Origin of the sequence: Micromonospora sp. NPDC048871 (genome assembly GCF_043198155.1) — a bacterium.
Classification (GTDB): Bacteria; Actinomycetota; Actinomycetes; order Mycobacteriales; family Micromonosporaceae; genus Micromonospora.
The window spans coordinates 171,969-184,302 of record NZ_JBICUM010000011.1; the positions used below are offsets into that span (position 1 = coordinate 171,969).

The following is a 12,334-nucleotide window of genomic DNA, read 5'->3' on the forward strand; positions in this document are numbered from 1 at the left end:
TGGTGCGGCATCCGGGCAGCGGATAGGTCAGGATGGGTGCCATGCCGCTGTCCTCCCACTCCGAGCGGTCCCTCCTGGGGCGGACCGTCGGCACCGGCATCCGTGCCGTTCGACTGCTGCTCCGCGGCTCCCTCAGCGGGGGCCGGTGGGTGACCCGCAGCGCCGCCCGGGCGCGGGCCCGGGGGGCCGGCGGGGAGACCGGCATGGTCCGCATGTTCGATCTGCACGCGGTCTCCTGCGCCGGGGACACCCTGATCGCGATCGGCCTGGCCGGCACGATCTTCTTCAACGTGCCGCTCGGCGAGGCCCGCAGCAAGGTCGCCCTCTACCTGCTGGTGACCATGGTGCCGTTCGCCATGCTCGCCCCGGTGGTCGGTCCGCTGCTCGATCACTTCCGGCACGGCCGCCGGTATGCCCTGGCGACGACCATGCTGGGCCGCGCCTTCCTGGCCTGGATGATCTCGGACTACATCCACGGCTTCGGGCTGTATCCGGCGGCCTTCGGGGTGCTGGCGCTGTCCCGGGCGTACGGGGTGGCCCGCTCCGCCGCCGTCCCCCGGCTGCTGCCCGAAGGGCTGGGCCTGTCCCAGGTCGGCGCACGGGCCAGCGTGTACGGCACGGTCGCCGGTGCCCTGGTCGCGCCGATCGGGCTGGCCGCCTTCTGGTTCGGGGCGCAGTGGCCGTTACGGGTAGCCTCGATCATCTTCCTGGTCGGCATGGTGATCGCCCTGCGGCTACCGCCCAAGGCCGACTCCGAACCGCCGGAGCGGGTACCCCGACCACTGCGGGCCCTCCGGCGAGCCACCGGCGACCGCCCGCTGGGACGGGGCCGCCCCGCCGGCCGTCTGGTGATCTCCAACCTGGTCGGCGCGGCCGTACTCCGTGCCATCTACGGCTTCCTGCTGCTCTTCCTGGCCTTCACCATCAAGGCCGGTGACCTGACCACGGTGCTGTTCGGCCGCGACCTGGGCGACAAGGGAGCGCTGGGCCTGGTCGGCGGGGCGCTGGCGGTCGGGACCTTCCTGGCCACCGCCCTCGGCACCCGGCTGCGCATCCACCGGCCGACCGCCCTCCAGTCCAGCGGCATGGTCATCGTGGCCGGGGTGGGCGTACTCGCCACCCTGTCCTTCACTCTGCCGATGGTCACCCTGCTCTGTGTGGTCGCGGCCATGATGAGCGGCATCGCGAAACTGGCCGTGGACGCCTCGATCCAGGAACGCATCCCGGAACGGCTGCGAGCCAGCTCCTTCGCCCACTCCGAGACCGTGCTGATGCTCGCCTTCGTGGCCGGCGGCGGGCTGGGACTCGTACCCTTCCACGGCCGGGTCGGCATCGCGGTCGCCGCCGGGGTCGGGGTGCTCGCCGCCGTACGCGGGCTGGTGATGGCCCACCGGCTGCGCGCCGAACGGCTCCGTGGCCGCCCGCTGACCGACGAGGAGCTGAAGGCCACCGAGCGGGAGGCCGACGAGCGGGCCGCCAAGGAGCAGGCCGACCGGGACCGCAAGGCCGCCGAGGACAACGCCCCCACCTCCCCCGCTCCCACCCAGGGAGGTACCGCCCCCGAGGAGCCGGACCTGGCACCCCCGGGCTTCCACATCTACCGGCCCTCCTCGGCGGTCACCGGCGGCGAGGACGAGACGCGCAGCAACTCACCCGGGTCGGTCTCGTGACCGACCTGCTCGTGGTCACCGCCGTACCCGCCGAGGCCGAGGCGATCCAGGCCGGCCTGGACGACCCGACGATCGCGGTGGTCCCGGTCGGGGTGGGAGCGGCGGTCGCCGCAGCGGCCACCGGCCGACTGCTGGCCTTCGCCGAGGCCGCCGGTAGGCCGTACCGGGCAGTGATCAGCGCGGGGGTGGCCGGCGGCTTCGCCGACCGGGTGCGGGTCGGCGGGGTGGTCCTCGGCACCCGGGCCGTCGCCGCCGACCTGGGCGCGGAGTCGCCGGACGGTTTCCTCCCGATCGACGAGCTGGGGATGCCGCCCGCCCTGCTCGGCGGCGGCCCCGCCGTGTCCGCCGACCCGGAGCTGCTGACCACCTTGCGTACGGCGTTGCCCTCGGTCATGGTCGGCGCGGTGCTGACGGTCAACACGGTGACCGGCACCGCGGCCAGCACCCAGGCCTTGCGGCAGCGGTACCCGGACGCGGTTGCCGAGGCCATGGAGGGGTACGGGGTGGCCGTCGCCGCCAGTCAGGCCGGGGTCCCCTTCGCCGAACTGCGTACCATCTCGAACCCGATCGGCCCCCGCGACCGGGAGGCCTGGCGCCTGTCCGACGCCCTGGCCGCCCTGACCACCGCCGCCGCCGCGGTTGCCGCCGTCGCTCTACCCTGACCGGGCCGACCAGGGGCGCGGCAGACGAAGCGTGGCCGGCCGACTCCCATCGAGTTGATATCCACAGGCCCGCAGGAAGTCGATGCCACCGAACTCCGCAGTGGCACACACTGCCGGCACGCCCGCGAGACGGGTCTCCTCGGCCAGTCGGGTCACCAGCCGGCGACCGATGCCGAGTAGCCGTAGCCCCGGCGCCACCAACACCCCGTCCAGCACGACCTCACGCCCGTTGCCCCAATCCTCCCCATACAGCAGGCTCAGGCTGCGCAGATGAGCGCGTAGCTCGCCGACGACATCCCCGTCGGGCAGCTCGGCCAGCAGACGCCAGCACCCGTCCGGCACACCCTCGGTGACCCGTCGGATCACCACCGAGTCACGAATCCGCTCCCGCAGGCGCCGCTCGTCCCGACGACCACGATCCAGGTCGTACGTGACCTCGGGTACCCGCAACGGCCACCGGTCGGGCGCAAGCGTGTACGAGTACGCCCACCAAGCCCCCGACCAGTCCTTCAACGTACGGACCTTCCGCACGTCCAGGTGTGCCGGATATCGCCGCCCCGCTTCGTCGCGCCGGGTGTCATCCTGGATCACCTCGCGGCCTGCGTCATCGCATCCGCAGGAAGCGGCGGGATCACCAGCAGCGGGATCACCAGCAGCGGGATCACCGGCGCCGGCAAGTCGCAACCTCCCGCCTGCTGCCCGGATGAGCCGGTGCACGGTCTGGAACCGAGGATCGGTGCACTGCCCGGACTCGATCCGCGCCACGGTTGACTGCGGCACGCCAGACAACCCGGCCAACTCGCGCTGGCTCAGGTCGGCCTGCCGACGCAGCGACCGCAGCATCGAACCCAGATCAGCCAGACCGTCAGCACCCGACTCGTCCCCCATGCCATCGATGCTTCCGCTCCGCCCCAGACCACTCAACCCCGATCGTCCACCTGTGGACAACCCTGTGGATAACCCGGAGGCCGTTGGGGAACGCCTGCACCCAGCAGCGCGCACCGGTCTCCAGCAGCGTGTGTCGGCCCAGGACCGAGGGTGTCTCCCAGGGCCCCTGTCGAGCTGAACCGTCTGCGCTATCGCCGCAGACTGATCCAGCAGACCCGTCAGCGACGACCCATGGCACGGCCAGCGACAAAAGGTTGCCATATCATCGGCCCTCCACCGCCCCGCCATCCCGACGGGGATCATCGTCATCTCTGACCCATCGTCGGCATTCCTGGCGCATCGTCGGCATTCCTGGCGCAGGGGTTGCCAGGACGGGCATCGGGATGGGTGATCCGTTGCTGCTCTCAGCTCGACAGGGGCCGCATCTGACATGGTCCGCCGCGACATGCCCTTCAATCCCCACCGCGTACGCCACGTCTGGACGCCGGCCGCAGGCTCGGCGGACCCGGAGGGCTCAGGGTCGGGTTGTTGCGGCGGTGGGGTGTGACCGGGCAGGGTGCGGCGCCGACCGCCCGGTGGCGGCGGACCGGGCGGGGATACGGTGGGGGCGTGGCGCTCTCGATGGCGATCTCGCCCTGCCCCAACGACACCTTCGTCTTCCACGCCTTGGTGCACGGGCAGGTGCCCGGGGCACCCCCGGTCGAGGTGACCTACGCCGACGTGGACGTGACCAACACCGCCGCCGAGCGGGGCGCCTTCGACCTGGTCAAGGTTAGCTACGCGGCGTTGCCCTGGCTGCTGGACGACTACCACCTGCTGCCCTGCGGCGGCGCGCTGGGACGCGGCTGTGGGCCCCTGGTGCTGACCCGGGCGGATCGCGAGGGCGGCCCGGACCGGACCGACCTGCGCGACGCCACCGTGGCGGTGCCCGGTGACCGGACCACGGCGTACCTGATCTTCCGGCTCTGGTCGGCTGGGAAAACCCCCCGGCGCATCGAGGTGGTGCCGTTCCACGAGATCATGCCCGGCGTCGCCGCAGGGCGGTACGACGCCGGGCTGGTGATCCACGAGGCCCGCTTCACCTACCCGCGACACGGGCTGACCGCGCTGGTCGACCTGGGCGAGTGGTGGGAAGGCGACACCGGCCTACCCATCCCCCTCGGGGCCATCCTGGCCCGACGCGGGGTGGTGGACCCGCAGCAGGCCGCCGGGTGGATCCGGGAGTCCGTCCGGCAGGCCTGGGCCGACCCGGCGGCCAGCCGGGGGTACGTGCTGGAGCACGCCCAGGAGATGGAGCCCGACGTGGTGGACCGGCACATCGGCCTCTACGTCAACGAGTTCACGGCCGACCTGGGAGAGGCCGGGTTCGCTGCCGTCGAGGCGCTGCTGGGCCGGGCCGCCGACGCCGGGCTGGTGCCTCAGACCTCCAGCTCGCGGGCCACCGCATGGACCAGCTGAGCGATCTTCTGGGCGGTCTTGCGGTCCGGGAAGCGACCCCGGCGCAGGTCCGGCTGCACCTTCGCCTCCAGCACCTTGATCATGTCTTCGACCAGCCCGTGCAGCTCCTCGGCCGGGCGACGGCGCAGCTCCGCCACCGACGGCGGGGCCTCCAGCAGCTTGACCCCCATCGCCTGGGTGCCGCGCCGGCTGTCCACCACACTGAAGTCGATGCGCTGGCCGCCCTTCAGGTCGGTGACACCTGCCGGTAGCGCGGCCTTTGGCAGGAACACGTCGCCACCCTCGTCACTGGTGACGAACCCGTATCCCTTGGTCGCGTCGTACCACTTCACTCGACCCGTAGGCACCTGAGATCCCCTGCTTCGTTTTGAGACGACTACTGCTTCAAGGCTAGCCGGATCATGCCGTCGAGCGCCGCCGGGAATCCGGTGAGATCCGCCAGCACCACCGCCGCGCCAGCGGCCCGCAGTTCATCGGCGGAACAAGGTCCGGTGGTCACTGCGATCCCCGGCACGCCGGCCGCCTCGGCGGCCACCATGTCCGCCACGTGGTCGCCGACATAGTACGTCGCACCGTGCGCCCGCAGCGCCGTCGCCTTCTCCTCGGCGAACAGGTCTCCGGCCAGCTCGTCCACGGCCAGGCCAAGGTGGTTCAGATGCAGCTTGGCCAGCCGGCCGAGCTTGGAGGTGACCACGACCACCCGCCCACCCCGCCGGCGTACCGCGTCCAGGGCCGCCCGCGCGCCGGGCAGCGGCACCGTCGGGGTGATCGCATACGCCGGGTACAGCTCCCGGTAGACCCGGACCGCCTCGTCGACCTGCTCGGGGGGGAACCAGCGGGCGATCTCGGTGCGCAGCGGCGGGCCGAGCCGGGACACCGCCGCCTCGGCATCGACCCGGACCCCGGTCCGCTCGGTCAGCGCGCGGTAGGCCGCGGCGATGCCGGGGCGGGTGTCGAGCAGAGTCATGTCGAGATCGAAGCCGACCGTCAGTGCAGGCATCCTGGAAAGCTACCCGGCCCCCGACCCGGCCCGGTCGTCCGATGGGCGGGAGGACCCCCCGGCGGGCTAGCGTGGAACGACGATGAGCAACTCACTCGCCGACCACCTGCGGGCCCTGCCCGACGACTCCCTCGCCGCGCTGCTGCAACTGCGGCCCGACCTCGTCGTGCCGGTCCCCGCCGACGTCGACGCCCTGGCCATCCGGGCCCAGTCCCGGGTCTCGGTGTCACGGGCCCTGGACGGGCTGGACCAGTTCACCCTTCAGATCATGGACGCCGCCCGGTTGACCCGTGACCCGGCCGAGGGCACCACCTCGGTCGACGGGGTCCTGGCCATGGCCACCGCCGGCCCCAACCCACCCGCACCCACCTCCGTCCGAGCCGCCCTGGACCGGCTGCGGGCGCGACTGCTGGTGTACGGCCCGGACCATCAGTTGCACCTGGTCGGCGGCATCGACGAGATCTCCCCGTACCCGGCGGGGCTGGGCCGACCGGCGGCGGAGCTGGACCCGCGCACGGCCGCCCTCTGCGCGGACCCGGCGAAACTGCGCCGGACCCTGCTGGCCGCGCCCCCGTCGGCGCGGGCGATCCTGGACCGGCTGGCGGCCGGGCCCCCGGTCGGCAGTGTGCCCCCCGGCGCGTTGCAGGCACCGGCCACCGGCAGCGACGACGACCTGCCCCCGGACGAAACCAACGGCGGGGCGCCCACCGGCTCCCCGGTCCGCTGGCTGGTCGACCACCGGCTGCTGGTGCGGGTCGCCGGGGGTAAGGGCGGCACCAGCGGCATGGTCGAGCTGCCCCGGGAGATCGGGCTGCTGCTGCGCCGCGACACCGGGCCGCTGGGTCCGCTGAGCGTCAGCGGGCCGCAGGTGGTCAGCACCCCCCGCGAGCCGAAGGCGGTCGACTCCGCCGGGGCCGGGCAGACCATGGAGGTGGTACGCCACACCGAGGCGCTGCTGGAACAGTTGGCCGCCGAACCGGCCCCGGTGCTGCGCTCCGGCGGGATCGGGGTACGTGATCTGCGGCGGTTGGCCCGGGCCACCGGGCTGGACGAGCCGACGGCGGCGCTGCTGCTGGAGGCGGCGTACGCGGCCGGGCTGGCCGGCGAGGTGGAGCTGCCCGGCAGTGCCAGCCGGTACGGGGCGGACCAGCAGGTGCTACCCACCGCCGGGTACGAGCTGTGGCGGGCCGGTTCCCTGGCCGAACGCTGGGCCCAGGTGGCCCGGGCCTGGCTGATCATGACCCGGCAGGTCGGGCTCATCGGCCAACGCGACGACCGGGACCGACCCATCACGGTCTTCTCCGCCGAGGCGGAACGGGCCGGTACGCCGGCCGCCCGACGGGCGGTGCTCGGCGTGCTCGCCGACCTGGAGCCGGCCGCCGCACCCACCGTCGAGGAGGTGCTGGCGCTGCTCGACTGGCGGGCCCCCCGCCGCAGCCGGGGCCGGGAGGCCGCGCACCGGGAGGTACTCGCCGAGGCGGCCGCCCTGGGGGTGACCGGGCTGGGGGCGCTCACCTCGTACGGGCGGCTGCTGCTGACCGAGGTGACCGACACCGAGGAGCGGGACGGCAGCGACCCCCTGGGGTTGCGCAGCGAGACCGAGGATGCCGGTACGGCGGTGCGGGTGTTGGACGCCCTGCTGCCCGCCCCGGTCGATCACTTCCTGGTGCAGGCCGACCTGACCGTGGTGGTTCCCGGGCCACCGGAGCCGATCCTCGCCGTCGAACTGGAGGCGGTCGCCGAACCCGAGTCGGCCGGTGGCGCGAGCGTGTACCGGGTGACCCCGGGCAGCGTGCGCCGGGCCTTGGACACCGGCCACTCGGCCGAGGAGCTGCATGACCTGTTCCAGCGCCGGTCCCGCACCCCGATACCCCAGGGATTGACCTACCTCATCGACGACATGGCCCGTCGGCACGGCGGGCTGCGGGTCGGCTCTGCCGGGGCGTACCTGCGCAGCGACGACGAGGCCTTGCTAGCCGAACTGCTGGCCGACCGGCGGGTCGAGGAGCTGACCCTGCGCCGCCTGGCACCGACCGTGCTGGTCACCCCGTACCAGACCGGGCGGATGTTGGCGGTGTTGCGGGAGGCCGGTTACGCCCCGGTGGCCGAGGACGCCACCGGCTCGGCGGTGCTGACCCGACCCAAGGTCCGCCGGGCGGCGGCCCGGGTCTCCGTGGGTACCCGGGTCCTCGACCCCCTGGCCACCCCCCGCCTGCCGCTGCCCCGCCTGCTCGGGGTGGTCGAGCAGATCCGCCGGGGGGATGCGGCGGCCCGGGCGGCCCGGCGGGCTCCGGCGGCCGTACGGGGTGCCGCGACCTCGACCGGCCCGGCCCCCGCACGCGGTCACGCCGAGGCCCTGGCCGTCCTCCAGCAGGCGGTACGCGACAAGGCGCTGGTCTGGGTCGGCTATGTCGACGCTCACGGGGCGACCGCGTCGCGGCTGGTCCGACCGGTCTCCCTCGGCGCCGGCTACCTGCGGGCCGAGGACGAACGCACCGAGATGCTGCACACCTTCGCCCTGCATCGGATCACCGCAGCGGTGCTGGAGAAGTGAAACGGGTCAACGGCGGCTGCGGCGCACCGACCCGACGATCGCCACGATCAGCAGCAGCGCGGAACCGGCGCCGGCGGCTTCCCCGACCGAATCCATGAAACCCTGCTGGAGGACCAGCCAGCCGTACAGGAACCAGCCGAACAACAGCGCCGCGAGGACCGCGTACGCCACCACCGTCGCGGTGGATACGGGTTCCGCCGAATCGGCCTTGTCACGCGCAAAGATCAATTCCTGATCAACGGACATCTGCCCTCCCCGTACGGTCGGCATGCCATCCCAGGGTGTCATTGAAGATGGCAACCGGCCAGCAGCACGGCCGACCGGTCCCGGCAGCTTCTACCCGGCGGCGGGTACGCGGAATCCGACGCGGAAGGTCGGCCCGGGCGCGCCGCTCGCCCCCGTTGGCTTCCGTGATGGCGGAAAGCGCCCCCGCTTCCTGGCCCGCCTGATCACGGATCGAACGCACACGCACCGCGCCGACCTGGAAGACGAAGCATCCGGGACCGATGCGACCCGTCTTCCCACCTGCTAAACGCAGCTCGGAAAGGGAAAGGTTGCCGCCCGCGTACGCATTCTTGGCACCGACTTCGACGTGCAACACTGGATGGTCGCCCGGTGGCAGGTCAGCGGCCTACCGTGCCAACCCCATCGGCCGTACGGAGGAGGAGATTCGGCGTGAGCGGTGGACCCCTGATCGTACAGTCGGACAAAACCCTGCTGCTGGAGATCGACCACCCCGACGCCCAGTCCTGCCGGATGGCCATCGCGCCCTTCGCCGAGCTGGAGCGATCCCCCGAGCACGTGCACACCTACCGGTTGACCCCGCTGGGGCTGTGGAACGCCCGCGCCGCCGGCCACGACGCCGAGGGGGTGGTGGACGCCCTGATCAAATACTCCCGCTACCCGGTGCCGCACGCCCTGCTTGTCGACGTGGCCGAGACCATGGACCGCTACGGCCGACTGCAACTCGCCAACGACCCGGTGCACGGCCTGGTGCTGCGCGCCCTGGACCGGGTGGTGCTGATCGAGGTCGCCAAGAGCAAGAAGCTCGCCGGGATGCTCGGCGCCAAACTCGACGACGACACCATCGCGGTGCACCCCTCCGAACGTGGCCGACTAAAGCAGGCCCTGCTCAAGCTGGGTTGGCCGGCGGAGGACCTGGCCGGGTACGTCGACGGGGAGGCGCACCCGATCGAGCTGGCCGAGGCCGGCAAGGACGGGGGTAAGCCGTTCACCCTGCGGTCGTACCAGCGGGAGGCGGTGGAGGCCTTCTGGGCCGGCGGCTCCGGGGTGGTGGTGCTGCCCTGCGGCGCCGGCAAGACCCTGGTCGGTGCGGCGGCGATGGCCGAGGCCAAGGCGACCACCCTGATCCTGGTCACCAACACGGTCGCCGGTCGACAGTGGAAACGGGAACTGATCGCCCGTACCTCGCTGACCGAGGAGGAGATCGGCGAGTACTCCGGCGAGCGCAAGGAGATCCGTCCGGTCACCATCGCCACATACCAGGTGCTGACCTCGCGTCGCGGCGGAACGTTCACCCACCTGGATCTGTTCGGGGCCCGCGACTGGGGCCTGGTCGTCTACGACGAGGTGCACCTGCTGCCCGCGCCGATCTTTCGGTTCACCGCCGACCTCCAGGCCCGCCGTCGGCTCGGGCTGACCGCCACCCTGGTCCGGGAGGACGGCCGGGAGGGCGACGTGTTCAGCCTGATCGGCCCGAAGCGCTACGACGCCCCCTGGAAGGACATCGAGTCGCAGGGCTGGATCGCCCCGGCCCAGTGCACCGAGGTCAGGGTCACCCTGACCGACGCCGAGCGGATGGCGTACGCAACCGCGGAGACCGAGGAACGCTACCGGATGGCGGCCACCGCCCGCACCAAGCTGCCCGTGGTGAAGGCCCTCGTCGACCGGCACCCGGAGGAGCAGACCCTGGTCATCGGCGCGTACATCGACCAGTTGCACCAGCTCGGCGAGTACCTGGACGCGCCGATCGTGCAGGGGTCGACCACCAACAAGGAGCGCGAGCGGCTGTTCGACGCCTTCCGCGACGGGTCGCTGCGTACGCTGGTGATCTCCAAGGTGGGGAACTTCTCGATCGACCTGCCCGAGGCGGCGGTGGCCATCCAGGTGTCCGGCACCTTCGGCTCCCGGCAGGAGGAGGCGCAACGGCTGGGCCGGGTGCTGCGACCGAAGGCCGACGGTCGGCAGGCCCACTTCTACACCGTGGTCTCCCGGGACACCATCGACACCGAGTACGCCGCCCACCGCCAGCGCTTCCTGGCCGAGCAGGGGTACGCCTACACCATCGTCGACGCCGACGACGTCCTGGGCCCACCTCTACCCACCATCGACTGACAGTTGGTCAGGCAGCGTTCAGCTTCCGCAACACGTACTGATTGAGGCTCATACCTTCTTCGGCGGCATGGAGGGCGAGTTCGCGGTGCAGACTTTCGCCGATGCGGAGGTTGAACCTGCCCGAATAGCTACGCTCGGCGAACGGTTCCGGAACCTGCTCGCCCTGCTCTGCCATGTCCGCGATCACTTCCCTCAGCAGACTCTGAAGCCCATGCAGAGCTTCCATCTGTGAGGGAGCCAGCCAGGAAAGGGAGGGAAACTCGACGCAGGTGGCGACAAACTCACGATCTTCGGCCGACCACGTAACGCGGTAGGTGTAGTGGGAGACCTCCAAGGACTCCGACATCACATGACCTCCTTCTTGTCGATCGCCTTGAGTACCTGCCGCACCTGGTAAGCCTTGGCTTTACCTTTGTCATCCTGAATATTGACGCGCGGGTCGCCAGCCCAGGGCATCTTGAATACCGCGTGGGAAGTGCCGGTCTGGCGCGGCTTCCCGAAGTAGTGCTCGCACACCCGGTAAAGATCGTTGTACGCGATGTTCTGCTGACTCTTCCTCATCGCCTCAACTAGCTTGGCTATTGACGGCTGCGATGGTACTACCTACGGTACCAACTCGCTCGCCCGGTCGATCGCAGCTCTGAAGCACAAACCCGCGTCGACGGCGTCAGCGCCGGTACCACCCCCACGGCGGGAACAGGGTCCGGAGATCAAGTAAGGCACCAGGGCCGGGCGCCCAGCCGACCCGGTTCCGCGGCCCGACCTATCCCCCTCGGGGCGACAGGCTCAGCGCCAAGGGGATCACCCCCGCGTGCGCGGGGAGCAGGCATGCGCCGGAGCTGGAGTCGCTGGTCCCGGAGGACCACCCCCGCGTGCGCGGGGAGCAGGCATGCGCCGGAGCTGGAGTCGCTGGTCCCGGAGGACCACCCCCGCGTGCGCGGGGAGCAGGTGGGCATCGGGTTGCATCACATGGCCTCCTTCGGATCACCCCCGCGTGCGCGGGGAGCAGCTGACCGGGCTGGGTCGGACGCTCGGCAGCCTGGGATCACCCCCGCGTGCGCGGGGAGCAGGGGAATCCCTGCTGGCCATGGCGACGGCCGCGGGGATCACCCCGCGTGCGCGGGGAGCAGGAGCTTCCGCCCGGCCTGGTGGCCGTCACATCGGGATCACCCCCGCGTGCGCGGGGAGCAGACTCGGCCGATCTGCCAGCTGTGGTAGACCGGGGGATCACCCCCGCGTGCGCGGGGAGCAGTGCGATCGCGCTCTTGGCGCTGGCGGTGCACTGGGATCACCCCCGCGTGCGCGGGGAGCAGTGCGATCGCGCTCTTGGCGCTGGCGGTGCACTGGGATCACCCCCGCGTGCGCGGGGAGCAGCAGGCCGCCGCCGCCGCACACGGCCGCGACGGATCACCCCCGCGTGCGCGGGGAGCAGACCCCTGCCGGGACAGCCACTTCCCGACGGCCGGGATCACCCCCGCGTGCGCGGGGAGCAGGCTCCGTGGTCGCCGGGTTGTTCGTGGAGCCGCGGATCACCCCCGCGTGCGCGGGGAGCAGGCCACCTGGTTGGTGTGGATGGCCCCGTACATGGGATCACCCCCGCGTGCGCGGGGAGCAGTCGGAGCTGGTCGACGTGGTCTTGCGGGTGCGCGGATTGTCAACGGCCAATCAGATTTCCCCGTAGGCGGCCAGTAGTTTTCCCCGCTGGCGGCCATGGTTTTTCCCCGGTGGCGGCCAGGTAGTTCCCCGC

General features: G+C 71.8%; 10 protein-coding genes, 1 pseudogene and 1 CRISPR repeat array. Of the genes and pseudogenes, 5 read left to right on the plus strand and 6 right to left on the minus strand.

Annotated elements, in window-relative coordinates; genetic code table 11:
- Nucleotides 1-41 precede the first annotated feature (41 nt).
- Both ACGFIK_RS22325 and ACGFIK_RS22330 read left to right on the plus strand, forming a co-directional pair.
- A pseudogene (locus ACGFIK_RS22325) lies at nucleotides 42-1,442 on the plus strand (MFS transporter); the annotation flags it as partial.
- A gap of 224 nt (nucleotides 1,443-1,666) precedes the next feature.
- Nucleotides 1,667-2,332 carry a futalosine hydrolase gene (locus ACGFIK_RS22330; protein WP_327023154.1) on the plus strand — a complete coding sequence of 222 codons (666 nt, stop codon included), beginning with the start codon at nucleotides 1,667-1,669 and terminating at the stop codon, nucleotides 2,330-2,332.
- Here ACGFIK_RS22330 and ACGFIK_RS22335 read toward each other — a convergent pair.
- Nucleotides 2,324-3,220, minus strand: a complete 897-nt coding sequence (locus ACGFIK_RS22335; protein WP_393341098.1) for a GNAT family N-acetyltransferase — start codon at nucleotides 3,218-3,220, stop codon at nucleotides 2,324-2,326. The genes ACGFIK_RS22330 and ACGFIK_RS22335 overlap by 9 nt on opposite strands.
- A 609-nt stretch (nucleotides 3,221-3,829) precedes the next feature.
- On the opposite strand from ACGFIK_RS22335, the gene ACGFIK_RS22340 reads away from it, so the two are divergent.
- Nucleotides 3,830-4,678 carry a 1,4-dihydroxy-6-naphthoate synthase gene (locus ACGFIK_RS22340; protein ID WP_393341100.1) on the plus strand — a complete coding sequence of 283 codons (849 nt, stop codon included), beginning with the start codon at nucleotides 3,830-3,832 and terminating at the stop codon, nucleotides 4,676-4,678.
- Here the strand turns inward: ACGFIK_RS22340 and ACGFIK_RS22345 are convergent.
- Nucleotides 4,639-5,025 carry a cold-shock protein gene (locus ACGFIK_RS22345; RefSeq protein ID WP_013731110.1) on the minus strand — a complete coding sequence of 129 codons (387 nt, stop codon included), beginning with the start codon at nucleotides 5,023-5,025 and terminating at the stop codon, nucleotides 4,639-4,641. The genes ACGFIK_RS22340 and ACGFIK_RS22345 overlap by 40 nt on opposite strands.
- Nucleotides 5,026-5,054: 29 nt before the next feature.
- Nucleotides 5,055-5,678 (minus strand): HAD family hydrolase, encoded by a 624-nt coding sequence (locus ACGFIK_RS22350; protein ID WP_393341103.1) that lies wholly within the window; start codon nucleotides 5,676-5,678, stop codon nucleotides 5,055-5,057.
- Nucleotides 5,679-5,760: 82 nt separating this feature from the next.
- Here ACGFIK_RS22350 and ACGFIK_RS22355 point away from each other — a divergent pair, with 82 nt between their 5' ends.
- The gene (locus ACGFIK_RS22355) at nucleotides 5,761-8,232 is read left to right on the plus strand and encodes a helicase-associated domain-containing protein (RefSeq protein WP_393341105.1); all 2,472 of its coding nucleotides are present in this window, start codon (nucleotides 5,761-5,763) and stop codon (nucleotides 8,230-8,232) included.
- A 6-nt stretch (nucleotides 8,233-8,238) separates the two neighbouring features.
- On the opposite strand, the gene ACGFIK_RS22360 is transcribed toward ACGFIK_RS22355, so the two are convergent.
- Nucleotides 8,239-8,478 (minus strand): hypothetical protein, encoded by a 240-nt coding sequence (locus ACGFIK_RS22360; protein WP_327027300.1) that lies wholly within the window; start codon nucleotides 8,476-8,478, stop codon nucleotides 8,239-8,241.
- A gap of 429 nt (nucleotides 8,479-8,907) precedes the next feature.
- Here ACGFIK_RS22360 and ACGFIK_RS22365 point away from each other — a divergent pair, with 429 nt between their 5' ends.
- Nucleotides 8,908-10,587 (plus strand): DNA repair helicase XPB, encoded by a 1,680-nt coding sequence (locus ACGFIK_RS22365; protein ID WP_393341108.1) that lies wholly within the window; start codon nucleotides 8,908-8,910, stop codon nucleotides 10,585-10,587.
- Between the two features lie 7 nt (nucleotides 10,588-10,594).
- Here the strand turns inward: ACGFIK_RS22365 and ACGFIK_RS22370 are convergent, their stop codons facing one another.
- Complete coding sequence (locus ACGFIK_RS22370; RefSeq protein WP_393341111.1) at nucleotides 10,595-10,933, minus strand: type II toxin-antitoxin system HicB family antitoxin; 339 nt, start codon at nucleotides 10,931-10,933, stop codon at nucleotides 10,595-10,597.
- Nucleotides 10,933-11,148, minus strand: coding sequence for a toxin HicA (locus ACGFIK_RS22375; RefSeq protein ID WP_393341114.1), 216 nt, complete (start codon nucleotides 11,146-11,148; stop codon nucleotides 10,933-10,935). The genes ACGFIK_RS22370 and ACGFIK_RS22375 overlap by 1 nt, the downstream gene beginning before the upstream one ends.
- 241 nt (nucleotides 11,149-11,389) lie before the next feature.
- A CRISPR array of direct repeats spans nucleotides 11,390-12,202; the repeat unit is 24 nt; unit sequence CACCCCCGCGTGCGCGGGGAGCAG.
- Nucleotides 12,203-12,334: the final 132 nt, after the last annotated feature.

What these genes read in the sequence shown, in the direction of transcription:
- ACGFIK_RS22335 (WP_393341098.1), bottom strand. Translation starts at nt 3,220, where the DNA reads ATGGGGGACGAGTCGGGTGCTGACGGTCTGGCTGATCTGGGTTCGATG.
- ACGFIK_RS22350 (WP_393341103.1), bottom strand. Translation starts at nt 5,678, where the DNA reads ATGCCTGCACTGACGGTCGGCTTCGATCTCGACATGACTCTGCTCGAC.
- ACGFIK_RS22355 (WP_393341105.1), top strand. Translation starts at nt 5,761, where the DNA reads ATGAGCAACTCACTCGCCGACCACCTGCGGGCCCTGCCCGACGACTCC.
- ACGFIK_RS22360 (WP_327027300.1), bottom strand. Translation starts at nt 8,478, where the DNA reads ATGTCCGTTGATCAGGAATTGATCTTTGCGCGTGACAAGGCCGATTCG.
- ACGFIK_RS22370 (WP_393341111.1), bottom strand. Translation starts at nt 10,933, where the DNA reads ATGTCGGAGTCCTTGGAGGTCTCCCACTACACCTACCGCGTTACGTGG.
- ACGFIK_RS22375 (WP_393341114.1), bottom strand. Translation starts at nt 11,148, where the DNA reads ATGAGGAAGAGTCAGCAGAACATCGCGTACAACGATCTTTACCGGGTG.